The 26,221-nt window shown below is 44.1% G+C and carries 18 protein-coding genes and 1 tRNA gene; 1 reads left to right on the top strand and 18 read right to left on the bottom strand.

Going from position 1 to position 26,221, the window contains the following annotated elements; all coding sequences use genetic code 11:
• Positions 1-123 precede the first annotated feature (123 nt).
• The 8 genes from B3R91_RS06520 to B3R91_RS06485 all read right to left on the bottom strand — a co-directional run bounded on the left by B3R91_RS06520 (position 124) and on the right by B3R91_RS06485 (position 8,732).
• Positions 124-1,251 (bottom strand): hypothetical protein, encoded by a 1,128-nt coding sequence (locus B3R91_RS06520; protein ID WP_286796909.1) that lies wholly within the window; start codon positions 1,249-1,251, stop codon positions 124-126.
• 207 nt (positions 1,252-1,458) lie between these two features.
• Positions 1,459-2,574, bottom strand: coding sequence for a 3-dehydroquinate synthase (gene aroB, locus B3R91_RS06515; protein WP_286796908.1), 1,116 nt, complete (start codon positions 2,572-2,574; stop codon positions 1,459-1,461).
• 62 nt (positions 2,575-2,636) lie between these two features.
• Entirely contained in the window at positions 2,637-3,200 is a 564-nt protein-coding gene (aroK, locus tag B3R91_RS06510) for a shikimate kinase AroK (protein ID WP_144297929.1), read from the bottom strand.
• Positions 3,201-3,365: 165 nt separating this feature from the next.
• Positions 3,366-5,738 carry a type IV pilus secretin PilQ gene (gene pilQ, locus B3R91_RS06505; RefSeq protein ID WP_286796907.1) on the bottom strand — a complete coding sequence of 791 codons (2,373 nt, stop codon included), beginning with the start codon at positions 5,736-5,738 and terminating at the stop codon, positions 3,366-3,368.
• A gap of 27 nt (positions 5,739-5,765) precedes the next feature.
• The gene (locus B3R91_RS06500; RefSeq protein WP_068405097.1) at positions 5,766-6,299 is read right to left on the bottom strand and encodes a pilus assembly protein PilP; all 534 of its coding nucleotides are present in this window, start codon (positions 6,297-6,299) and stop codon (positions 5,766-5,768) included.
• Positions 6,299-7,027: a type 4a pilus biogenesis protein PilO gene (locus tag B3R91_RS06495; protein ID WP_144297926.1), complete on the bottom strand. Its 729-nt coding sequence runs from the start codon at positions 7,025-7,027 to the stop codon at positions 6,299-6,301. The genes B3R91_RS06500 and B3R91_RS06495 overlap by 1 nt, the downstream gene beginning before the upstream one ends.
• Positions 7,024-7,677: a PilN domain-containing protein gene (locus B3R91_RS06490; RefSeq protein WP_144297925.1), complete on the bottom strand. Its 654-nt coding sequence runs from the start codon at positions 7,675-7,677 to the stop codon at positions 7,024-7,026. The genes B3R91_RS06495 and B3R91_RS06490 overlap by 4 nt, the downstream gene beginning before the upstream one ends.
• On the bottom strand, positions 7,677-8,732 hold the full coding sequence (locus B3R91_RS06485; protein WP_201589594.1) for a pilus assembly protein PilM: 1,056 nt from the start codon (positions 8,730-8,732) through the stop codon (positions 7,677-7,679). The genes B3R91_RS06490 and B3R91_RS06485 overlap by 1 nt, the downstream gene beginning before the upstream one ends.
• A 193-nt stretch (positions 8,733-8,925) precedes the next feature.
• Between B3R91_RS06485 and B3R91_RS06480 the strand changes: the two genes are divergently transcribed.
• Positions 8,926-11,601, top strand: a complete 2,676-nt coding sequence (locus B3R91_RS06480) for a penicillin-binding protein 1A (protein ID WP_286796906.1) — start codon at positions 8,926-8,928, stop codon at positions 11,599-11,601.
• A gap of 133 nt (positions 11,602-11,734) precedes the next feature.
• Here the strand turns inward: B3R91_RS06480 and B3R91_RS06475 are convergent, their stop codons facing one another.
• The 10 genes from B3R91_RS06475 to B3R91_RS06430 form a co-directional block, all read right to left on the bottom strand.
• Complete coding sequence (locus tag B3R91_RS06475) at positions 11,735-12,274, bottom strand: DUF6586 family protein (RefSeq protein ID WP_286796905.1); 540 nt, start codon at positions 12,272-12,274, stop codon at positions 11,735-11,737.
• 262 nt (positions 12,275-12,536) lie between these two features.
• On the bottom strand, positions 12,537-16,757 hold the full coding sequence (rpoC, locus tag B3R91_RS06470) for a DNA-directed RNA polymerase subunit beta' (protein ID WP_144297919.1): 4,221 nt from the start codon (positions 16,755-16,757) through the stop codon (positions 12,537-12,539).
• A 167-nt stretch (positions 16,758-16,924) separates the two neighbouring features.
• Positions 16,925-21,043 carry a DNA-directed RNA polymerase subunit beta gene (gene rpoB, locus B3R91_RS06465; RefSeq protein ID WP_200663824.1) on the bottom strand — a complete coding sequence of 1,373 codons (4,119 nt, stop codon included), beginning with the start codon at positions 21,041-21,043 and terminating at the stop codon, positions 16,925-16,927.
• Positions 21,044-21,846: 803 nt separating this feature from the next.
• Positions 21,847-22,221, bottom strand: a complete 375-nt coding sequence (rplL, locus tag B3R91_RS06460; RefSeq protein WP_068405083.1) for a 50S ribosomal protein L7/L12 — start codon at positions 22,219-22,221, stop codon at positions 21,847-21,849.
• Between the two features lie 126 nt (positions 22,222-22,347).
• Positions 22,348-22,875, bottom strand: a complete 528-nt coding sequence (gene rplJ / locus B3R91_RS06455) for a 50S ribosomal protein L10 (RefSeq protein ID WP_025652244.1) — start codon at positions 22,873-22,875, stop codon at positions 22,348-22,350.
• 427 nt (positions 22,876-23,302) lie between these two features.
• Complete coding sequence (gene rplA / locus B3R91_RS06450; protein WP_144297916.1) at positions 23,303-24,004, bottom strand: 50S ribosomal protein L1; 702 nt, start codon at positions 24,002-24,004, stop codon at positions 23,303-23,305.
• Positions 24,005-24,436 carry a 50S ribosomal protein L11 gene (gene rplK / locus B3R91_RS06445; protein ID WP_068405081.1) on the bottom strand — a complete coding sequence of 144 codons (432 nt, stop codon included), beginning with the start codon at positions 24,434-24,436 and terminating at the stop codon, positions 24,005-24,007. It abuts the gene before it with no gap.
• An 87-nt stretch (positions 24,437-24,523) separates the two neighbouring features.
• Entirely contained in the window at positions 24,524-25,054 is a 531-nt protein-coding gene (gene nusG, locus B3R91_RS06440; RefSeq protein WP_068405079.1) for a transcription termination/antitermination protein NusG, read from the bottom strand.
• A 70-nt stretch (positions 25,055-25,124) separates the two neighbouring features.
• Positions 25,125-25,613, bottom strand: a complete 489-nt coding sequence (gene secE, locus B3R91_RS06435) for a preprotein translocase subunit SecE (protein ID WP_286796904.1) — start codon at positions 25,611-25,613, stop codon at positions 25,125-25,127.
• A 51-nt stretch (positions 25,614-25,664) separates the two neighbouring features.
• Positions 25,665-25,740 (bottom strand) — tRNA-Trp (locus B3R91_RS06430).
• Positions 25,741-26,221: the final 481 nt, after the last annotated feature.

Genomic DNA, 26,221 nt, shown 5'->3' with positions numbered 1-26,221 from the left:
GCACTTCAATGTTGAATCTAAGAAGCGTTACTAAGCTTTTTTAATAGTAAATAAATCGTTCACGAAAAAGCCCCTGCCATAAAATACGACAGGAGCGTTTATAAAACGGTATGCTCGGTGAAGTTAGTTACTTTTTTCCTCTATCAGCTCTTTGATGCTGTCATTATTGCCTTTTGAAGCGTTAGCATTAGCATTGGGGTTTTTACCAGCTGCGTTGGCATTGGGGTTTTTGCCAGCAGCGTTGGTATTTTTATTGGCGGCGTTACTATTTGCATTGGCGCTCGGTGGTTTAGGCGCTTCAACCACCGGCGGTTTTTTCGGTGCATTATTATTGCTTGAGCCATTATTTGTTGCATTGCCAGTGGTTGCTTCAGGCTTACGGTTAGTATCTGTAGAGGAGTGCGTGGTCGTTGGTTGTCCTTCGATCTCGACCGTCCGCTCTTCATTGACAATCAAAGTGTCAGAAGTATCAGCTGACTGACGTATGCTTTCATTAGCGCCATCTTGTGCGCCGCGATTGGCATTATTATTTACCATTTGGCCATTACTGCCACCAGACGTTTGTGTCTGTTGACGTACTGGTACTTCGCGTTTGGTTGGGCGCAAGTTTACATTGCGCGTGCGCTTGGTGCTCAAGTCCTTAACCGGATCCGGACGTTCATAATTATCGATGATACTGACGTAACGATTGATCTCTTCAGGTAAGACGCGTACATTTGCAGGTAGTTTAAAATCTATCAATTTCGCGGCACCGACCGCCTCTTGTGGACTGCTCATCAGCCCGTAAGTCAGCATATAACGTACCTGCTCATTTTCATCGAGGTAGCGGAAATAAGCGAACTTATCGCGATCTTCTCGGCTTTCTAAATAGCTGACAATGACATCATTTTCAGCGACATTCATCACCTGCACTGTCCACTTGCCTTTGTTAGCGAGCAGATAACGCTTGTCTTTAAACTCATCAGGATAGCTGCGTAAGTCTTTAACCGTGGTATCAAAACTAATCGGCTGCACGTCTGTATCGAGCTCATGCAAAGACTCTATCTTTAGCGGCTGCTCAAGCTCAGCGGTTGAGGTTTGTGGCGCTGAAATTGGCTCATTCTCAATCTTAGCACCCATCGCTGGCGTTTGGCTAAACATCCAAACTAAGGCGGTAAACACGCCCAATAGCAGGGTTGCTATCAGCCAGATCAGTGCTTGACGGCGATATTTCTGCCCAGCTGTGCGAGTCGTCGAGCGTGATGCTGCCATGGAGAGGTCCTTGGAAAAGGGTACTTATAAAAAGATACTTATAAAAGAGTTTTATATAATAATGGTCTTAAAAAAACAATGCTCAAGATTGTCGAAATATATCGCAGCTAAAAATAGCTGGAATGATTATTTTAAGCGTTTAACGATTATTTATTAACTGATAAATTAAACGTGCAACTCACCTACTAACGACTTAATGAGCTTGTACTATTGATGCTGCGACAAAACTTCGGTCAAAAGCTTGGCATCAAAATCATTGGTCAATACCGCTTTACCTAATGATTTTAACAAAATAAGGCGGATTTGTCCGTGTTTGACTTTTTTATCATGACCCATCAAACCTAAAGCCGTTTGTACGTCAATAGCGGGTGGCATGATAGGTAAATTTGCCAATAGCAATACGCGTTTAATACGCTCAACGTCCGCAGTTGTTAACCAACCAAGCTTTTGCGACAGCTCAGCCGCTTGCACCATACCGGCCGCGACCGCCTCACCATGTAGCCAATTACCATAGCCTTCATGGGTTTCAATCACATGGCCAAAAGTATGACCGAAGTTTAACAAAGCGCGTACGCCGGACTCTCTTTCGTCTTGGGCGACGATATCGGCTTTATATTGACAGCAGCGCTTCACTGCCTCGCCAAGTACGGCTAAATCTAACGCCATCATCGCTGGTAGTTTGTGCTCAAGCCACGTCAAAAACTCTGCATCCATAATCAGCGCGTACTTGATGACTTCTGCCAAGCCTGCCGATAGCTCACGCGCGGGTAAGGTTTTTAGCGTACTCATATCAGCAAGCACCATTTGCGGCTGCCAAAATGCGCCTATCATGTTTTTACCTTGCGGATGATTGATGCCGGTCTTGCCGCCGACGCTCGAATCCACCTGTGATAACAGAGTGGTTGGGATTTGAATAAAATTGACCCCACGCATAAAGCTTGCCGCGGCAAATCCTGTCATATCGCCGACCACGCCGCCACCAAGCGCGATTAAGGTCACATCACGGTTAAAATGCTCTGCCATCAGCGCATCATAAATCTGGTTAATACTGGTCTGGTTTTTATACTGCTCACCATCTGGCAGCACACAAACCTTGACCGTAAACTGCGCTTCAAGCTCATCCTGTAGAGCCTTTAAATATAAAGGCGCAACCGTCTCATTGGTGACGATAAGGACTTGATGACCGGTAATATAAGGCGCGATTTGACTTGCCATGCTGCTTTTTTTAGGGCTAATGGCATTACTATCTTCAGTAATAATAATAGGGTAATCATGACTTTTCGTCTGTACTGTTAAGTTGGCATGAAACAGTGGCGTTGCCATGAAAATCTCCTTAAGTATGAGGATTGAATTAAATTGAGCGGCGTTGTTTATTAAACTTTTTCTTATTGATCTTCTTGATGTGCTGAGCTAATAGAAGTTGAGGCACAAAATGCGTCTAGTTGCTGCAATAACTGATTGACCATATGGCGAGGATAGGTATGGCCGGTCGGCATAATAATATGCGCCACTTGCCGATATAAGGGGTCGCGGGCGCTGTATAAATCTTGCAATATTTTTCTAGGATTGGGCTGTTGTAATAAAGGTCGCGACTTATCTTTGGCCGTACGCGCCATTTGCACGTCTACTGGCGCATTGAGATAGACGACGATACCGCGTTCATGAAGAAACGCTCGGTTTTCAGCCGCCATCACTGCGCCGCCACCGGTTGCTAAGACAATTTGTGTTTGCTGCGTCAGCTCATCAATGGCGCGCGTCTCGCGCTCGCGAAAGCCCGCTTCGCCTTCTTTGGCAAATATCCAAGCAATATCAGCCCCAGTTTGCGACTCGATATACCAATCACTATCTACAAACGAGCGTCCTAACTGCTTAGCAAGCAATCTGCCAATGGTGGTCTTCCCCGCTCCCATCGGCCCCACTAGAAATACCGACGGCAATTCCTCAACCATAATACGCACTCAGCTAAATTAGGTATGATACAACGTCATGGATATTCTGGCTAGTAACGTATATTGATTATTGTCAGTAAAATCTAAGCAATTACGAAAATCAGCCATAAAAAAAGCAAGCGTTGCTGCTTGCTTTTTTCTATTATGAAATAATGAAACGCTAGATTAATTTAGGCGACTGGTACCATCATTAATCAATTTTGGCGTGACAAAGATCAATAGCTCTTCTTTTGCATTGTTACGTACATCCTTGCGGAACGCACGACCAACATAAGGTAAGTCGCCTAAGAAAGGTACTTTATCGACCCCATTACTTTTACGGTTTTTAAAGACGCCGCCCAGTACAACGGTTTGCCCATCTTCCACAATCACATTGGTTGAAATAGAATCTTCAGCAATCGCAACCTGATTATTAATAATAGTCGGTGTGCCATTGGTGATAAGCAGCTGCAAACCAATTTTACCGTCTGGGGTAATGTTTGGCGTAGCTTCCAAGCTCAATGCCGCTTCTTTAAAGCTGGTGGTAGTCGCGCCACTGGCCGAGGCTTCTTGATAAGGAATTTGCGTACCAGAAGATACTTTTGCCGTTTGTTTATCAGCAGTCAAAATCTTTGGCGTCGAAATCACTTCACCACGGTTATCCGCTTGTAGGGCTGATAACTCAAGATCGAGCATCACATCTGACATGCTAAGCAGTCCAAAAGCAATCCTACCCGCTGGGTTGGCAACCCCTAAATCAACGTTTAAGTTATCAGGACGGCTGATATCATACTTAGGATAAGAAACTGTTTGACCATTGACGGTCGTCGTCTCTACGTCAAAATCTTTCAAGTCCCATAGCGTCTGATTGCTACCACCGACCAGCAAGTTACGGTTATTGGCAGCGCCGTTTGATAAAATCCCCCAACGCACACCAATCTCTTTACTAAAGCTATCGGTTGCGCTAACGATACGCGCTTCAATCATGACCTGACGGACTGGAATATCAATTTTACCAATCAATTTATGAATATTTTCGATGCTTTCAGCGACGTCTTTGATAATCAAGGTATTGGTACGCTCATCGACCGTTACCGTACCACGGTTAGACAACAAGGTATTGTTATCAACAGAGTTTGCGTTGCCAGTACCGCTACTACCTGTTGAACCACTGCCTTGAGAGATCAGCGTCAATACATCTGCTGCCTTAGCATAGCTTAAGCGAATGTATTCCGTGCGTAGCGGTGCATAAGACTCAACCGCTTGCTGCGCTTCAAGCTCACGCGCTTCTTGTTCTGCAAGCTCAGTCGAAGGTGCGACCAAAATCACATTACCGTTTTCACGTTTGCCAAGATTCTTACTTTTTAGAATGATATCTAACGCTTGATCCCAAGGAACATTAATCAAGCGCAAAGTGATGTTGCCCGCCACCGAGTCACTCGCCACAATATTCATTTCTGTAAACTGGGCCAATATATCTAAAACACTACGGATTTCGACGTCTTGAAACTCCATCGATAATGCTTCGCCGGTATAGACTTTTTCTTCTAATGTTGGCTCGCGTAGTAGCTCAGGCTTTCTGATATTGATGTTTAATTGATTGCCTGATTGGTAAGCCTGATATTCAAAATCTTCTTTGACATTAATAGTGATCACACCATTTTGCCCTTGGTTTTTGGTATCAATACTATCAACCAGACCGCTATTCACATTCAAGCGGCGCAGCAAGTTTCTCGGTACCGTGCTACCCGTTAAACGAACGACCAATTTATTACCTTGGCGCTGCACGTCTACTGGAATAGCTTCGTTAGCGAGCGCAATGCTAACGTTACCGCCGCCGTCATTGCCTTTGGTGAAATTAACCGCCGTTAAACCATCATAACTATATTGCTTACTTACTTGTGAGGCGGCAAGCTGTGGGCTTAATAAAGGATTGACGCGCACTACCATAGTGTCAGCAGGTGCCTGTGTTGCAACTGCTTGAGTTTTCACTACTTTGGTTTTAATTGGCGCAACGGCAACGCTACTGCTTTCAACAATTGGCGTCACTACCGCAGTAGTGGTGATAGCTGCGTTGCCATTTAATACGTCTTGGACTGGGTCATTGGTAACTACTTGATTAACCACCGGACGACTAGGGTCGCTGATGGTTAGCAGCAAATTATTGCCCTCAATAGCGGTAGTATAATTGCCCGCTTGTTTGAGACCGACGATCAGACGCGTGGTATTGTCACTATTCAGGGTAGTGACATCGTTGATCATACCAACATTATATTCACTAAAACGGCTGGCAAGCCCATTTTGCACTTGCTCAAAGTCCAATACCAAGCGGCTTGGATTATCAAGCTGATAGGCAGCAGGTAATACTGGCTTACCAGCAAACCCTAAGCGCATTTGGGTAACCGCTGGCGCTGTTTGTACCACGGAGACGTTATTGATACGCTGCTCAGCATGAGCACTGCTACTTATTGCTACCATACTCATTGCCAATGCAGAGATGGCAAAACTAGAAGATACGCGGTCGCCCATCGTCATTACCTTGTTGTTGCGTACTGTCATTATATATTCCTCAAAAAATCTGCCGACTTAGCTTATAGGGGATACCAGCGACTGGGGTTTTTCAACAAACCCAGCGCGGCTGTCTGGCACAATTTCGATCAAGTTAATCTGGGTCGGCGTGATTTCAACAATACGGCCGTCATTTAAGCCAAGATAATTACCGACTCTTACGCTCGCAACCGAACCGTCAGGACGCTGTACTAAAGCATATTGCTGACCTTCAGGTGAAATAACGACGCCGCGAAAGACGAGTTGCGATAGCTCATATTGTTCAAGTGGTTCTTTCACTCGGGTTATATCAGGGCGCACACCATCAATAGAGGTGGCAGGGCCTTGGACATTTACTAAGCTTGGCGGCAAAAATGGGCTGCGTTGCGTACTGGCACTATAAACAAAATCTTCTACCAGCTCAGCCTTGGGCGGCGGCTCAATCGGCTGTGCTGGCTGATTACGAATATCAGTCATCGCCTGCTCTGCCATGCCAATACGGTCAGTACAACCGGTCATTGACAAAACAGTCGCGCTTAAAATCAGCAGCATGGGCAGTTTTTGGATACGCATTAGTTGCCTCCTGCAGCATCAGTAGCAGCATCTGGTGCAGTGGTTTCTTCACCTTCAGGAGCGGCTTCTTTTGAGCGATAGGTTTTGGTTTGTAGCACAAGATTGAGCTCAGGCAATACATCTAGAGTTGGCTGTGGATTACTGACTTCAAAATCATGCATGGTAATAATACGTGGCAAGGCAGCAAGACCACTGATAAAGCTACCAAACTGATGGTATTCTCCTAAGGCGGCGATACGAATAGGCTGCTCAATAAAAAACTCATTTTCAATTTCAGGCTCAACAGAGATATCTTGAAAACGAATGTTACTGCCAACGCCCGTCATATTGATACCTTCGACCAGCTCTGATACGCGGGTATCTTTTGGGAGTTGATCGAGTAAAGTATTAAACTCAGTTTCCATTTGAATCACTTGCGCTTGATAGGCTTTTAAATGACGTGCACGCGATTCTTTTTCGCGGTAGCTATCAAGTAAAGTTTGCTGCTGACTTTCAGCCGCATTAATTTCATCAATTTTGCTGCTGATTGGCAGCGCCCAAGATAGTGCTGCAATCAAAGCAATAATAAATCCAATCACGGTGACTTTGACAGGAAGCGGCCAGCTGCCGTAGTTTTCGCTGTCTAATGATTCGAAACTGCGGCGAAACTCATTTAAGTCAAACTGCTTTTTTGTACTTAGCGCCTCTTTCTTGGTTTTAACCAAGCTCTTTTTTCGAATCAGTTTCATAACTCACCTCCAGACGCAGCGTTAGCCTCAATCTCTTCTGCTGTTTCTGACTGTACTTTAGTCGTGACAACAAACTGAACATAGCTGTCTTCAGGATAAACCGGGCGCGACTGCTCTCCAGTGGTTACCGTATTTTCTAAGGCGGGCGCGGCTTGATAAGCGCTGATATTCTGCTGAATATTGCTTACCGCTGAATTGCCCATCCATTTACTGCTATCTAAATTACGAATCAAGCTAGAGACGACGTTTGGATTGTCAGCAAGACCTGTTAACGTCAGTACATCGCCTTCGCGTTTTAAATTGGTTAAATACAGCGCGGGCGGTATTGCTTTGGCAAGATCATCCCATATACGGACTGGAACCGGGCGTCGTCCTTGTAAATCTTGGATAACCTGCATGCGTGAGATAATATCTTCACGGCGCTGCTCTAAACTATCAATCTCAACCAAAGCTTTATCTAAGCGAACGTTTTCTTGTTCAATCAGTGCATTGGCATCCAATTGCTCATCGAGTTCATTATTAAAATAGCTCCATGAGGCGAATGCCGCTAATAGAGTTAACAAAGTTACTGCAGCCACCAAAGTGATAAATTCTTTATTGCGGCGTTCGCGCTCTTCTTGCCGCCAGGGCAATAAGTTAATACGAGCCATTAGTCGAAGCTCCTTAACGCAAGACCGCACGCGGCCATTAAGCTTGGTGCATCAATCGCCAGTTGCTCATTGTCAATGTGCGGAGCGATGGTCATGTTGATGAACGGATTTGCGATAGTGACAGGGACACCCAATCGTTGCTGCGCCATACCGGCAAGCCCTGCAATAGAGCTGCTACCACCCGCTAGCACGACATGATCAATACTGCTGTATTGGCTAGATGAGAAGTAAAACTGTAATGAGCGCGTAATTTGCTGGATGGTATTTTCGATAAACGGTGTCAAAACCTCAGGATAGTAATCATCAGGTAAAGTGCGTTCACGTTTGCTAATGGTTGCTTCTTCAGCAGATAGTCCATAACGGTTTTGAATCGCATCAGTGAGCTGAGCACCACCAAATAATTGTTCACGACTATATATAAACTCACCATTTTTAGCAATATATAATGTAGTTTGATTATGACCAATATCGACTAAAGCGACCAAGTCTGGTACATTTGGCAAGTTATCTGCCATTAATCCAAAAGCACGCTCAATGGCATGCGATTCGATATCCATCACTTTGGTTTGTAAACCGCCAAAAGTAAGCGCATCGACTCTTTGGTCGACGTTTTCTGAACGCGACGCCGCTAGGAGCACTTGCACCATATCATCGTTTATCAGTGACGGCCCTAGTACTTCAAAATCTAAATTTACATCTTCTAATGGATAAGGAATATATTGATCGGCATCCAAACGAATCTGTGCTTCACGCTCCACATCGTTAAGCACCATATCCATATCAATAATTTTGGTAATCACAGCAGAACCTGATACAGCAGTTGCCGCACTACTGCCCGCAGCTTGGCAACGCCTTGCTAGGCTTGTTATAGTACTACCCACTGCTTCAGTGTCTACGATGAGTTTGTCGACGACTACGCCTTCTGGTAGCGCTTCGATACCGTAAGACTTTAAATGAAAGATACCTTGTTGGCGCTGAATGTCGACCAGCTTTACTGACGTGGCGCAAATATCCACGCCAATCAAATGCCGACTTTTAGAAGTAAATAGCCTCACGAACTCTATACCTTATATTAAGTGTACATTCTGATAGTTATTTGTAATAATTTAGTACAATACTTTACTTAATAGATAGATTCAAGCATTTAAATTACCTATTAAGGCACAATTACACATTTATTATTACTTGCCTATTTTGTTCAAGGTATAATCTCCTACCTGTTGCAAATTTTAATTGATAAGCCTGATTATGACCAAAAAAAATGCTACCGCTCGTCTCATTCACTTTTTGGTGGGGCTTTTCATTGCCTGCTTAGCGTTAGCGCTTATTTTAGCGCTTGCTGTACCGATTGGTTTTTATGGTATGGCGATGTATTTAGCGCCAACCTTGCCCAGTACCCAAGAGATTAAAACCGCCAATCTTGAGATGCCTTTACAGATTTATAGTAGTGACGATAAGCTAATTGGCCAGTATGGCAATCGTCTATCGTTGCCGGTTACGTTTGACGAAATCCCTGAAGGCTTAACCCATGCCTTTTTGGCGGCAGAAGATGCAACATTTTTTCAGCATAGCGGTATCAGCATTAAAGGACTTGGTCGCGCTGTGACCGAAGTGGTAACCGACGATGAAAGTCAAACCGGCGGCTCTACCATCACTATGCAGGTCGCTAAAAACTATTTCTTAAGCCCGGAACGTACATTAAATCGTAAATTAACAGAGCTGTTTTTGGCCCGTAAAATAGAAGATGAGCTCAGTAAAAACGACATTCTTACTTTATATGTCAATAAAATCTATCTAGGCGAAGGCGCTTACGGTATCCGTGCTGCTGCCAAGAAATACTATAGTAAATCACTTGATAACCTGACGGTGGCCGAGATGGCTATGCTTGCAGGTTTGCCAAAAGCCCCTTCTAAATACAATCCTGTCGCCAATCCTAGTCGTGCGCTCACCCGCCGCAACTGGATTATCGGCCGTATGCATGAGCTTGGTTATATCACTAAGGCGCAGCACGACGAAGCCATCAACGCCCCTATCGGTATCAACCTGTATCAAGAAAAGCTTGATATGAACATGCCGTATTTGGCAGAGATGACACGTTCTGCCTTGGTCGAGCGCTATGGCGAACAAGTCATGAATGGCGGTTGGCGCGTGCGTTTGACTGTTGATAGTGAAGCGCAAAAAGCAGCAGAAAAGGCAATATTGACGGGGCTTGTGGCCTACGAGCATCGTCATGGTTGGCGCGGTCCAGAAGCAAACGGTGAACCGCTGGAAAAATTCCGTCGTTATAGCAGTATGTCGCCGGCGAAAGTCACTAAGGTTAACTCGCGCAGTTTTGAAGCAATCCTGCAGTCCGGTGAAAACGTCACCGTCAACTGGTCTGGCATGAGCTGGGCACGTAAATATATTTCTGCCGACCGTATTGGCTATTTTCCGAGTAATGCCAGCCAGATTGTTAGTAAAAATGACATCGTGCGCTTGATACCAGCCGCTAATGGCAGTTGGCAATTGAGTCAAATACCAGACGTACAAGGCAGTTTGGTTTCCTTAAACCCTGAAACAGGCGCGGTACGAGCCTTGGTTGGCGGTTTTGATTTCAATCACAGTAAATTTAACCGCGCCCTACAAGGCTGGCGCCAGCCCGGCTCAACGATTAAACCACTGGTTTATACCGCGGCCCTAGAAAAAGGCTACCGCCCAGATAGTATTGTTTCAGACCGTCCGATTCAAGTAGGCGACTGGAAACCTAAAAACTCTGACCAACGTTTTTTAGGCGATATTACCTTGCGCCGTGGACTTTATTTATCACGTAACTTAGTGTCTATTCGCTTGCTACAAGCCATTGGTATCTCCGATGCACGTAATTTATTAGATGAGTTTGGACTCGATAAAGAAAAGCTGCCTACCACTTTGTCGTTAGCATTGGGCACAGGTCAAGCTACCCCATTACAAATGGCGACGGCTTATGCCACCTTTGCCAATGGCGGTCATCGTATTCAGCCTTATTTTATCGACCAAATTTATAATTATAATAATAAGCTGCTGTTTCAAGCCAACCCGCAACAAGCATGCGCTTTATGTTTTAATGAACAGCTCGACGACCTCAACAAAAAACTTATCGAAGATTATGAAGCAAAAGTAGAAGAAGAAAATAAGGCGTCAAAAGAATCAGAGAACGATATTAAAGCTGAAAATAGTGCAGATTCTGATGCTACAGAAGACAGTCCAGTAAAAGATAGCAAAGCACTTAATGTAGAGGTTTATGATGCAAGTCCAGATTCGGATCGCCTAAAAGCGCCAGTTTTGCAGTATGTACGTGCTGAGCAAGCGCCGCGTATTTTGAAACCGCGAGTGGCTTTTGAGATGGCCGATATTCTACGCGACGTTATCCAGCGCGGTACGGCTGTGAGGGCAAAAGCGTCGGGACGCGATGACATTGGTGGCAAAACCGGAACGACGAATGAAGCAAAAGATGCATGGTTTGCAGGGTTCCATCCTACCAATGCTACTGTCGTTTGGATGGGCTTTGATCAGCCATCAACGCTTGGACGCCGTGAATATGGTGGCGTGGCAGCGCTGCCTGTTTGGATGGACTTTATGAAAGCCCAGTTAAAGAACACCCCTCATCAATGGGTGGCTATCAATAACCGTGCCAAATCTAAAAAGCAGAAGCAGACTATCATAGAAATGATGGACGAAGGCGCAGCTGAGCTTGAAGATGAAGATACCGACGATGGCAAATCAGCAAAGCCAGTCAAAACCACTACCCAACAACGTAAGCCACCTGCTCCTGAGTCAGCTGAAGAGCAGATTCAAAATCGACCCGCTCCTGAAAAACCAAAACCAAGTCGTACAGATAACGGTAATTCCCAAAACAAACCTTTATCAGCCACGCCGGTTGAGCGTATGCCACCGATGCCCGAATAAATAAGTGGCAGTTTTAGTGTAGATGTAAAGAAAAGGTCTGGCACAATTTCACTGTGCCAGACCTTTTTTATTAACACTTATTTATAAAAATAAAGCCTATTACTTAAACAGAGTATAAAAGCCTAGAGGTTATTTAAAACTCAACCATACCGGCGCGCAGTTGTTCGATCAGCTCTAATAATTGCTGACGCCATTCGCGTACGGTCGCCTCATCTGGCAGCCACTGATTTGATAAGGTAACGACATTAACAATCAGATCGGGTGCTGCTGTGCCGCGACCTGCCTTGTCATTTATTACCTTATCATCTATTACATTCTCAGGTAACACTGGATATAAACAACGCTGATAGGCGCGCTCTATATCAGCCAAAAAACCTTGCTGTAAAAGTTGCTCTAAGCGCTGTACTTCAGGCGATACTTGCGTGCGGGCGCCTAATGCTTCTTCAATGTCTGCTAAGGTTGGCGCGGTTATCGTTAAACCATAAAAATTACCAAGCTCTTGTATAAAAGCAAGATAGGCGCCGTATAAATGAAAAATAGCGGTTTCACAGTGCGCTTGGTATAGTTGTTTATCGCTCGTATTAGCAGCTGCTTGACAGGCCAAACGACAAAAATATAATTTTTGATTGGTGCGATCAGCTTGGTATTTAGCAACGCGAGTCTTACCTGCCATGCGCTTATCCTTATGTGTTTATGAGTTAATTGAGTGAAGTGAATCGTTTAATTGGCTACCGTCATTGAAAATGTCATATCATTCTATAACGCGCTCAAAATCTATTAATAATAATTTAAAAAGCCTCTGTATGACAATGTACGATTCTCTTAAGTGACTGTCTAAGAAAATAATTTACCTGATTTATTTTCTTAAAGCCATAAAAAAGCCAGCGACTGAGGCTGGCTTTTTTATTGAGAAAAATAACTAAAGGTTATCTAGATTAATGATTACCTTGGTTAAGCTCTTGAGCAAAGGCTTCATCAAAGCTTGCAAAGTCTGTACTATCGGTACTAGCAGACATATCAAACGCTGCATTCAAATCATTATCTTGCAGTTTTTGCTCCGCTTTTTCTTTGCGGGCTTTATGATAAGCAAGACCAGTACCAGCAGGAATCAAGCGACCAACCACCACGTTCTCTTTTAGACCGCGTAGCTCATCGACTTTACCTGTCACAGCTGCTGCCGTTAGGACACGAGTTGTCTCCTGGAACGATGCCGCTGAGATAAAGCTTTCTGTTGCCAGACTTGCTTTGGTAATACCAAGCAATTGACGCTCATACTTAACTGGGAATTTATCTTCCGCTTCCAGTTTCGCATTCAACGCTTTAACATCAGCGTACTCAACCTGATCGCCTTTGAAGTAGCTTGAATCACCACCGTCCGTGACTTCAACTTTACGCAGCATCTGACGAATGATAACTTCGATGTGCTTGTCGTTGATTTTCACGCCCTGCAAGCGATAAACGTCCTGTACTTCGTTTACGATATAATCAGCAAGCGCAGTTTGTCCTTTCAGACGTAGGATATCGTGCGGGTTTTGTGGACCATCAGCGATAATCTCACCACGAGCAACCGTCTCGTTTTCAAAGACGTTGATTTGACGCCATTTTGGGATTAGCTCTTCATGGACTTCACCATCTTCATTGGTAATAATGAAGCGATTTTTACCTTTGGTCTCTTTGCCGAAGCTGACGACACCGGTCATTTCCGCCATGATGGCATGATCTTTCGGACGACGCGCTTCAAATAAGTCAGCAACTCGTGGTAGACCACCGGTAATATCTTTGGTTCCTGAAGACGCTTGTGGTACACGGCCCAAGATAGAACCTGCAGCAACCTTCTCACCATCGCTGACACGAATAATCGTTTCAGCTGGTAAGAAGTAAACCACTTCTTTACCTTCGTCAGTGTTCAAGATAATCGCTGGACGTAAGTCTTTGGCTGAACTTGAACGGTCACGAGTCGCTAGGATTTCAAACGAGCTCATACCAGTGGCATCATCAACTTTAACCGTTGCTGTCGAACCATCAACAATATCACTAAAGCGTGCGGTACCGGCGAACTCTGTGATAATTGGGTGCGTGTGCGGATCCCATTTAGCGATGGTTTGACCACCTTCGACCTGCTCTTCGTTTTTCACAAGAACGCTAGAACCATAAGGTACTTTATAGCGCTCACGCTCACGGCCAAGCTCATCGGTCAATGCCAATTCTGCTGAACGCGATACGATAACCAAATGGCCATCGGTATGTTGTACCGTTTTCATGTTCTCAAAGTGCACTTGACCCGCATTACGTGCCGAGATGCTATTGTCTACAGAAGCAGAACTTGCGGCCCCACCAACGTGGAACGTACGCATGGTTAACTGAGTACCCGGTTCACCGATAGACTGCGCTGCCATAACACCGACTGACTCGCCGATATTGACTTTGTGTCCACGAGCAAGGTCACGACCGTAACACTGTGAACAAACGCCATGCTCAATATCACACGTGATGACCGAACGTACCCAGATATCATCAATCGCGTTGTTATCAAGAACATTTACCCAATACTCATCGATCAAGGTACCTGCTGGAATCAAGACTTTTGACGCATCATCGTTGTAAGTAACATCACGCGCGGTCACACGACCAAGGACTAGCTCACCGAGCTTCTCGATGATTTCGCCACCTTGAATGTGCGGCTTCATGAGCAAGCCTTCCTCAGTACCACAATCTTCGCTAGTGATAACCAAATCTTGCGCTACGTCAACCAAACGGCGCGTCAAGTAACCTGAGTTCGCAGTTTTTAGAGCGGTATCGGCAAGACCTTTACGCGCACCGTGCGTTGAAATAAAGTACTGCAGTACGGTCAGACCTTCGCGGAAGTTGGCTTTAATCGGCGTCTCAATAATTGAGCCATCCGGTTTTGCCATCAAACCACGCATACCTGCCAACTGACGAATCTGAGCGGCACTACCACGAGCACCAGAATCCGACATGATAAAGATAGAGTTGAACGATTTCTGCTCGTCTTCTTCACCTTTGGCATTGATAACTTTATCAGTTGCCAAGTTATCCATCATCGCTTTAGCGACTTTATCATTGGTACGCGACCAGATATCGACGACTTTATTATAACGCTCACCCGCGGTCACAAAACCTTGCTCGAATTGATCTTCAATTTCGCGAACTTCTGCTTCAGCGGTTTCGATGATTTGTTTTTTCAGCGGTGGAATGACCATGTCATCGATACCGATAGACACGCCAGATAAGGTTGCTTGTGCAAAACCAAGGTACATCAATTGGTCAGCGAACATAACACTTTCTTTCACGCCAACTTTACGGTAGCAAGAGTTGATCAACTTAGAGATATTTTTCTTGGTCATCTCTTGGTTACACTCATCAAACGTCATACCTTTAGGCATGATATTCCAGATAAGTAGACGGCCAGCAACGGTATCTTGCATCTTGACTTCTTTGGTCTCATTACCTTCGTCGTTGACATGAGTTTCCGTCACACGCACTTTAATCTTAGCGTTAACATGCAAATCGTTTGAACCAATCGCACGCAATGCTTCATTAACGGTGGCAAAGATCATGCCCTCGCCTTTGGCATTGATTGACGAACGGCTGATGTAATACAAACCAAGTACAACGTCCTGTGACGGTACGATGATTGGATCACCGTTGGCAGGCGACAAGATATTGTTGGTCGACATCATAAGCGCACGTGATTCAAGCTGTGCTTCTAGGGTCAATGGCACGTGTACCGCCATTTGGTCACCGTCAAAGTCAGCGTTGAACGCGGTACAAACGAGAGGGTGCAGCTGAATCGCTTTACCTTCAATCAATACTGGCTCAAATGCTTGTAGACCCAAACGGTGAAGCGTCGGCGCACGGTTCAGTAGTACTGGATGCTCACGGATAACCATGGCCAGCATATCCCACACTTGTGGCTCTTCACGCTCGACCATCTTTTTAGCGGCTTTAATCGTTGTCGCTAAACCATGAGACAATAGTTTGTTATAAGTAAATGGCTTGAATAGCTCAAGTGCCATTTTCTTTGGTAGACCACACTGATGTAGACGCAGGGTCGGACCTACAACGATGACCGAACGACCAGAGTAGTCAACACGCTTACCAAGTAAGTTCTGACGGAAACGACCTTGCTTACCTTTGATCATATCTGCCAAAGATTTCAATGGGCGCTTATTACTACCGGTAATCGCACGACCACGGCGACCGTTATCAAGCAAGGCATCGACTGACTCTTGCAACATACGTTTTTCGTTACGTACGATGATATCAGGCGCACTTAGCTCTAATAGACGCTTTAGACGGTTGTTACGGTTGATCACGCGGCGATATAAATCGTTTAGATCTGATGTCGCAAAACGGCCGCCTTCTAGCGGTACTAGCGGGCGCAAATCTGGTGGTAGTACTGGTAAGATATTCATTACCATCCACTCAGGCTTGTTATTAGAATCACGGAATGCTTCTAATAATTTAAGACGCTTAGACATCTTTTTAAGCTTGGTTTCAGAACCCGTTTGCGGAATGGCTTCACGCAGCTCATCAATCTCGATATCTAAATCGATGTCTTTTAATAAATCTTGAACCGCTTCAGCACCCATTTTGGCCGTGAACTCATCGCCAAACTCTTCAAGCGCTTTATAATAATCTTCATCATCAAGCAGCTGATACTTCTCTAAAGAAGTCAGACCAGGCTCGGTGACGATATAGCTTTCAAAATATAGGACGCGTTCGATATCACGAAGCGTCATATCTAGCAAAAGACCAATGCGGCTTGGTAATGATTTTAAGAACCAAATATGCGCAACAGGACTCGCTAGGTCGATATGACCCATACGGTCGCGACGTACTTTCGCAGTAGTGACTTCAACGCCACATTTTTCACAGATAACGCCTTGGAACTTACGGCGCTTGTATTTACCGCATAAACATTCAAAGTCTTTTACGGGGCCAAAGATTTTGGCACAGAACAGACCATCACGCTCAGGCTTAAAGGTACGATAGTTAATCGTTTCTGGTTTTTTAACTTCACCATGTGACCATGATTTGATCACATCAGGTGAGGCCAACGTAATTTGAATACTGTCAAATTCATGGTTACCGTTGCCGGTAGGGCTTTGCATGATATCGAGTAAATCTTTCAAGTTGCTTCTCCGTTATCTTTATAATCATCTGACAGCGTACTATGAGCGCGGCTAAGATGAATGAAGGCAATGAATAGGGTTGAGACAAATCACTAAAAGCAGCAGCAATAAAGCAGACTGCCTTTAGTGGACAACTAAGTTAAACAGCAATTTTGCCTGCGTTGGTTTTAGTTGCTTTGTTTTAACTCAATATTAATACCCAGTGATTTGATTTCTTTGGTCAATACGTTAAATGATTCAGGCATACCTGGATCCATATATTGTTCACCATCGACGATGTTTTTGTACATACGTGTACGGCCTTCAACGTCATCCGACTTCACCGTTAGCATCTCTTGCAAGGTATAAGTCGCGCCATAGGCTTCTAGGGCCCAAACTTCCATCTCACCGAAGCGCTGACCACCGAACTGCGCTTTACCGCCAAGTGGCTGCTGCGTCACAAGCGAGTAAGAACCGGTAGAACGCGCATGCATCTTGTCATCAACCAAGTGGTTAAGTTTGAGCATATACATATAGCCAACGGTTACTTTACGGTCAAACTTCTGACCCGTACGACCATCATACAAGGTCTGCTGACCATCACGATCCATTCCCGCAAGCTCAAGCAATTCTTTGACTTGATACTCATGAGCACCATCAAATACTGCGGTACCCATTGGTACACCGTCACGTAAGTTGTCCGCCAGCGCCATGATGTCATCATCACTTAAGCTATCAAGATCAACGCTCTCACCGCCTACCTTGTTATAGATTTTATCTAAGAAATCACGCAAATCTTTAATCGCGGCTTGGGCTTTGAGCATACCGTCAATCTTTTCGCCGAGACCTTTCGCTGCCATACCCAAATGCGTCTCTAGTACCTGACCGATGTTCATACGCGATGGTACACCAAGTGGGTTCAAGACGATGTCAACGGTATTACCATGTTCATCATAAGGCATGTCTTCAACCGGCATAATGCGCGATACCACACCTTTGTTACCATGACGACCGGCCATTTTATCACCAGGCTGGATACGGCGTTTAACCGCTAGATATACTTTAACGATTTTTTGTACGCCATGCTGTAAATCATCACCAGCGGTCAATTTGCGTTTTTTCTCAGCAAATTTCACATCGATGTCTTTTTGCTTATCGACCAAGTAATCAGCGATTTGGGTCAGACGCTCAGAGATTTCTTCTTCAACCGGCTGAATATCTAATAAGGTTTCAAGGCTCATCTCTTTCATGTCAGCCAAGGCCATAACGGTACCGGCTTTTAAACCAGAACCGCCACTGACTTTTTGACCGTCAAGCAAGCTTGCGATACGGCCACGAGCCGCTTCTTCAAAGATGCGTAGCTCTTCTTTTAAATCTTTACGATAGCTATCAAGCTGTGATTTTTCAATCGCTTTGGCTCGCGCATCTTTTTCAACGCCATCACGAGTAAAGACTTGTACGTCAATGACCGTACCTTTGCTTGATGTAGGTACACGTAATGAGGTGTCTTTCACATCAGCCGCTTTTTCACCAAAGATCGCTCTGAGCAGTTTTTCTTCTGGCGTCAATTGCGTCTCACCTTTTGGCGTGACTTTACCAACTAAGATATCACCAGCATCAACTTCAGCACCGATATAAACGATACCTGCTTCATCAAGGCTTGATAACGCCGCTTCACCAACGTTTGGAATATCGGCAGTAATCTCTTCGGTGCCAAGCTTAGTATCACGTGCCACACAAGTTAATTCTTGGATATGAATGGTGGTGAAACGATCTTCTTTGACCACTTTTTCAGATAACAAAATCGAATCTTCGAAGTTGTAACCATTCCAAGGCATAAAGGCAATACGAATATTCTGACCTAACGCTAACTCCCCAAGATCCGTTGATGGACCATCGGCTAAAATATCACCAAAAGCAATTTCATCACCTTGGTTAACGATAATACGTTGGTTAATACAAGTGTTTTGGTTTGAGCGCGTATATTTGATCAAGTTGTAGATATCAATACCCGCTTCACCAGCGACCATTTCATCTTCATTGACACGCACGACGATACGCGACGCATCAACGTCTTCGATCACACCACCACGCTTCGCGATCACACAAACACCAGAGTCACGAGCAACGTGACGCTCCATGCCAGTACCAACTAACGGCTTATCAGCACGTAGCGTAGGAACGGCCTGACGTTGCATGTTCGAGCCCATAAGCGCTCGGTTAGCATCATCATGCTCTAGGAACGGAATCAAACCGGCGGCAACCGATACCACCTGACTTGGCGACACATCCATATGCGTCACTTTTTCTGGCGGCATACGCACAAACTCACCATAGCTACGCACACTGACCATTTCATCAGATAGCGCGCCTTCTGCCGTTACTGGTGAATCCGCCTGAGCAATGACCGTACCGACTTCTTCAATCGCTGACAAGTATTCGATTTGATCCGTTACTTTACCATCAACCACACGGCGATATGGCGTTTCTAGGAAGCCAAAGCTGTTGGTTTTAGCAAAGGTTGCTAGCGAGTTAATCAAACCAATGTTTGGACCTTCAGGTGTTTCAATCGGACAGACACGGCCATAATGGGTATCGTGAACGTCACGTACTTCAAAGCCTGCACGTTCACGGGTCAAACCGCCCGGTCCTAACGCTGATACACGGCGTTTATGCGTCACTTCCGACAATGGATTGTTCTGATCCATAAACTGTGACAACTGGCTTGAACCAAAGAATTCTTTCACTGCTGCCGCTACAGGCTTCGAGTTAATCAAATCTTGTGGTGACAAGTTATCAGATTCCGCTGATGATAGGCGCTCTTTTACCGCACGCTCAACACGAACCAGACCCACGCGGAACTGGTTTTCAGCCATCTCACCAACCGAACGAATACGGCGGTTACCTAAATGGTCGATATCATCGACTTCGCCGCGACCATTACGAATTTCAATCAATTCTTTTAGGACATTGACAATATCATCATTAGTCAAAACACTACGCGCACGCTGTACATCAGCATCGTCAGTGTCTTCAAACTCTAGACCCAAACGACGGTTAAACTTCATGCGGCCGACGTTTGATAAGTCATAACGATCGGCGTTAAAGAACATGCTTTCAAACAGTTTTTCAGCAGTCTCAACCGTTGGTGGCTCACCTGGGCGCATGACCTTATAAATTTCAATCAAGGCTTCTTCACGGCTTGAGGTGCTATCGGCGCGTAGCGTATCGGCAATATAACTGCCTTGATCGATATCGTTGGTAAATAGAATGTTGAATTCTTTGATAGAATCACTGGCTTCATACGAGCTTAACTTAACCAATAATTCATGATCAATAAGCGTATTGGCACGCGCAATCACTTCATCATTGACAACGATGTCTTCGGCCAAAATGCGCTCGTATAAATACTCATCAGGAATCGCAATTTTGGTCATACCCGCTTCTTCAAGCTGACGGATACGGCGGGCGTTGATACGTTTACCCTGCTCGACGATTACCTCACCTTCTGGTGATACGATATCAAACTGTGCCATCTCGCCACGCAGACGATCAGCAACCAAATCGATCTCAAACTGCTCTTCGCCTTTATATACTTTTACTTTATCAAAGAACAAATCTAAGATTTCAGAGGTAGTCAGACCAAGCGCGCGTAGAATAATAGACGCAAGTAATTTACGGCGACGGTCAATACGAGCGAAAACCAAATCTTTGGCATCAAATTCAAAGTCTAACCAAGAACCACGGTAAGGAATGATACGGGCGTTGTAAAGCACCTTACCACTTGAATGCGACTTACCTTTATCATGGTCAAAGAACACACCTGGTGAGCGATGTAGCTGTGATACGATCACACGCTCAGTACCATTGATAATAAAAGTACCGTTAGCAGTCATTAGTGGCATCTCGCCCATATAGACACTTTGCTCACGGATGTCTTTAATCGCCGCTTTGCTGTCTTTGTCTTTGCTGTCTTTATCTTTAATAATCAGGCGGATTTTAACGCGCATTGGCGCCGCAAAGGTCGAACCACGTAAGATACACTCACGCTCATCAAACTCAGGCGTGCCTAAATAATATTCAACGAATTGTAGCTCTGCGTTACCAGAGTGACTCTCAATTGGAAAAATAGAAGAAAACGCAGCTTGTAAACCAGTATTCTCACGAGCTTTTGGCTTTTTATGCTCTTGCAAAAATTGCTCATAAGAATCTACTTGGATAGACAACAAATAGGGAATGTCCATCACAGTAGGCAATTCAGCAAAACTTTTGCGAATACGCTTTTTTTCAGTATAAGAATATGCCATCGAGAGTCCTTACAGTAAACGTGGAAACAAATTGAAAGCGCGGCCGACTTGCATCAATACTATTTAATATGAATATCATGCAAACTTGGCAACGTAAACGATAATATAAAACGGATATTCATGCTCATTTAATGACTGCTGATTAATTCACGCGTATAGTGCATAATTAATCCAGTTTATTTAAGCGTAAATCGGCATCTAAGCATGCCTATATGAGTGCTAACACTAAAAATTTCAATGCCTTGCACCTTTTAACTTTGTAGTACTTACGAGTAACCACTGCACCGTATCTAAGACCAATAACTGGCATTTAGATACTATTGATTCTCTTTGTAAATTCACTTAAAGTACTATTGCTACTTCTCTTTTAAAAACCTACTCATCATCTGCTATCATAAGTAATATCGTCGCTGATATCTACCGTCTACCAGTGCATATACTGACAGTAAAACCTTACCAGATGACTTAATGAACAGCATTTAGATTAAAAATCTGAGATAACTATAAATTTTGAAACAGTGACTTATTATAAAGCAGTGACTTTTAGAATCAGTATAAATTATAGTGTTAATGAAAAGCATGCAGACACAAAAAAACGCCAAACATCGATCGACGTTTAGCTCGTTAACTGATTTCAATAACTATTAAGTGTGCTTGCATGTATATCGTCTGTCCTTTTGATGGGTATCCACCGTGATGTTGCATACGTATGTTGGCAGACACAAAAGGTCAAGCTACGGATTATAATAAAAAAAAGCTGATAATGCAAGGCATTACCAGCTTTTTTTGTACAGCAGTTGAACTTATTTTAGTTCAATAGTTGCACCAGCTTCTTCAAGTTTCTTTTTCAACTCTTCAGCTTCAGCTTTGTTTACGCCTTCTTTGATTGGAGCTGGAGCGCTTTCAACCAAATCTTTCGCTTCTTTCAAGCCAAGGCCAGTCGCTTCGCGAACTGCTTTAATGACGCCAACTTTCTTCTCGCCAAAGCTGGCAAGAACAACGTCAAACTCGTCTTTTTCTTCAGCAGCGGCAGCAGCAGGACCAGCAGCAGCAGGTGCAGCAGCGGCAACAGCAGCAGTTACGCCGAATTTTTCTTCCATGTCGCTGATTAACTCAACGATATCCATTACTGACATTTCAGCGATTGCGTTTAACACATCATCTTTAGATAGTGCCATGAGAACTCTCCGTTATCTGATAAAATTTAGTTGGTTTTAATATCGCTTGGATTGCTTGCCAAATGTTTAAATAGGGTTGGCAATGCAGTGCAATCGGCGATGTCAAAGTTACGTTAAAACAAGCAATTAAGCAGCTTCTTTTGCGTCTTTGATTGCCGCTACCGTGCGAACGAACTTGCCAGGAACTGCGTTCATAGTCTGGACAAGCTTGGTCACTGGTGCGTTCATAGTAGCCATTAGGATAGAGATTGCTTCGTCGCGAGTTGGTAGCTTCGATACGCGCTCTAGCTCTTCTGGACCATAAACTTCACCACCGACTGATACCAATTTGGTCTCTAAAGCTTTGTTATCTTTGCTGAAGTCGAAAACGACTCGAGCAGCAGATCCCAAATCTTCCATAGAGAAAGCCAAAAGTAGTGGACCAGTCATACGGTCTGACATGCTCTCAAACTTAGTGCCTTCAAAAGCGCGTTTTGCTAGGGTATTTTTTACCACTTTCAAAACGACACCTTTATCACGAGCTTGTTCGCGCAGCTGAGTAAGCTTTGCAACACCAATACCGTGATATTCGGCAGCTACTGCTGAGTAAGCATTAGCAGCAACTTCAGACACTTCAGCCACAACTTGTTGTTTTTGCTCTAGCGTTAATGCCATAAGTTGACTCCTTTAATCTTATCAATCCGCTCATTATTTAATATTCTAAAACCAAAGTTTTGGACAATGTAAATAACTTACGACGACTGACTTGATACGACACGTTATTTATAAACCCCATAAAGAGTTCATTCATAACGACTGATTACGGCACCGTTATCAGACTGACATCGAGTAATAATTTGGTATAAATACCAATCTATTGGCTCTTATCAACAACTGGGTGGGTCACCGTCTGCGTAGGACAACTAAGATTTTCACCTGTCGTCGATTAACAAAAGCAGCTTACCATCACAAGTAATCATAAACCGCTTTCTACCTACGGTCTTAGACAGCGGAGCGTTTGCTACGCTGACCTAATTCTTTAAAACAATATGGGCTCTTTATTCAAAATAGTTGAATAAAGAGCAGTTTTTATATAGAAAAATTATTTGGCAACGCGATATGGAACAGGATCAATTGAGATGCCTGGACCCATAGTGCTAGACAAGGTAATTTTCTTAATGAAAGTACCTTTAGACGTCGCAGGTTTAGCGCGTTTAAGATCAGATAGCAATGCTTGAGCGTTTTGCATAACTTGCTCAGCAGTAAAGCCAACTTGACCGATCGTGGTATGGATAATACCCGCTTTATCAACCCGGTACTGTGCTTGACCCGCTTTCGCATTAGTCACAGCTTCAGCAACGTTAGGCGTTACCGTACCAACTTTTGGGTTAGGCATTAGGCCACGTGGACCTAAGATAGTACCCAATTGACCAACCACACGCATGGCATCAGGTGCTGCGATAACCACGTCAAAGTCCATGTTACCGGCTTTGATTTGCTCAGCTAGGTCTTCAAAACCAACGATGTCAGCACCAGCTTCTTTAGCGGCTTCAGCAGCAGCGCCTTGAGCAAATACAGCAACGCGTTTGGTTTTACCAGTACCCGCAGGTAGGTTGGTAGCACCACGAACGACTTGATCAGATTTACGTGGGTCAACGCCCAAGTTTACTGCGATATCGATAGACTCTTTAAATTTAAGGGCTGGCAAATCGTTTAGGATTTGAACGGCTTCTTCAAGAGTGTATAATTTTTCGTTTTCAACGCGCTCAGCGATTAGCTTTTGACGCTTAGTAAGTTTACTCATTTACACACCCTCCACGGTAATACCCATTGAACGTGCAGTACCAGCGATAGTACGGACAGCAGCATCAAGACCAGCAGCGGTTAAGTCTGCATCTTTAGTCTTAACGATTTCTTCTAATTGTGCACGGTCAACTTTACCGACTTTAGCGGTGTTAGGTGTACCAGAACCTTTAGCGATGCCAGCAGCCTTACGTAGTAAGTATGCCGCTGGTGGTGACTTCATGATGAAGGTAAAAGATTTATCGCTGTATACGGTGATCTCAGTAGGAATCGGTAGACCCGGCTCTTGGTTTGAGGTCGCAGCGTTAAATTCTTTACAGAACGCCATGATATTCACGCCTTTTTGACCCAATGCTGGACCAATCGGTGGTGAAGGATTTGCTTTACCTGCAGGCACTTGCAGTTTGATGTAACCATCAATCTTCTTAGCCATGATACTCTCCTAAATGGGTAATAGCGCCAAATCAATGTGGTATGTACATTGACTAACAGCTCCCCGGTTGATGAATGTTTTACAGGTTTAGTCTAGTTTTTCAACCTTACTAAACTCAAGCTCGACTTGCGTCGGGCGATTAAATACGTTTACCGTTAAATGCAGTTTAGACTTCTCATAATCCACTTTTTCCACCAACCCTTTAAAGTCAGTAAATGGACCATCGATAACCAACAACTCTTCGCCTGGCTCAAATAGAGTCTTCGGACGTGGGTCAGCTTCAGTCTGATTTAAACGGTTTAAAATACGGTCGGCTTCTACTTGCGTAATCGGTGCTGGCGTTTCAGGCGTGCCACCGACAAAGCCCATAATACGCGGGCAGTCTTTGACTATATGCCACGTGTTGTCGTTCATTTCCATCTGAATCAATACATAGCCTGGAAAGAACTTACGCTCACTTTTACGCTTTTTGCCGTCTTTCATTTCAACGACTTCTTCGGTAGGTACCAAAACATCGCCGAATGAATCGGCAAATTCACTACGATTGATACGATCAGTTAATGAACGTTGTACTTGCTTTTCATATCCTGAAAACGCTTGGACAATATACCAACGCATATCACGCTCCTGATCAGTAAAGTTAAGTCGTTATAAGTAAATTTGGTTTAATGGACACTAATACGCGTCATTAACCAATAAAAATACCAACGAACCAGTTAAAAAAGTTATCTAATAGCCAAACCATAAAACCCACAATAGCAATCATGACAATCGTTTGCCATGTGTATTGAAAGGTTTCATCTTTGCCAGGCCATGTGACTCGGCGTAGCTCAACGGCGGCATCTTTTAATAATATTTTAAAAGCGCGGCCTTGATGCGTTAACGCTAAGCAGACCAAGGCAATAATAACTAGAGCAACGATGATACCAATACGCATCCAAACATCATTGGCAGGTTGCCAATAGCCTGGTAAGTATTGATTGACTAAGGTTGCTCCTATCAAAATTACTGCGGCAAGTAGCCACAATACCACATCTTTAACTGAACCAGTTTTAGCAACTTCAACAGCGGTTGTTTGATTATTCGCCGAAACGTGCTTATCTTTGGACAGCATTCCACCAGCCACTGCCTTAGCATCAGATAACTTAGTCTCGAGGTTATCTTGATTATTGCTCATAAAGAACTCACTTCGGAGATGGTGGGGTATGACAAAGATATGATAAGAAGATGGCAGGCGATGTAGGACTCGAACCTACAACCCTCGGTTTTGGAGACCGATGCTCTACCAATTGAGCCAATCGCCTATGGGTGTAAAGGACAGCATTATACAATATTGAGCATAGAATGCAAGCATTTAGGAATAAAATTCTGCTGCGATGCTAATATGACTGTTCTTAAGCGTCATTCTTAAACCACTTATATGAGAAATATAAAAATTAATCATAAAGGGTGCTAATGAATCGCAGCGTTAATATAGCAAGCTCGGTTAAGAATTACAATAGACACCGAGCAGATAATAAGCGCTTTTTAAGGTACATGTATAAACCCATATAAGGTGAGATTGGTTTTTGTCTGCCCTACTCTTCTACTATAGTGAGTGAAAAGTAATATAGATACATCACACACTGCTGATATCAATTTTTCTTGCTTGCTGTGCCTGCGCAGACAGAGGCTACAAAAAATTGATATCAGCAATACCGTCGCTTTTTTAGTATATCTTGACTATATGTTTTTTTAACCCCTTATCCTCATTCATACCCCACAAAAAAAGCCACCCTTTATCAG

It is taken from the genome of Psychrobacter sp. UBA6291 (genome assembly GCF_002439405.1).
GTDB lineage: Bacteria > Pseudomonadota > Gammaproteobacteria > Pseudomonadales > Moraxellaceae > Psychrobacter > Psychrobacter faecalis.
The sequence above is the reverse complement of the archived record's forward strand: the minus strand, read 5'-3'. Positions and strand labels throughout refer to the sequence as shown.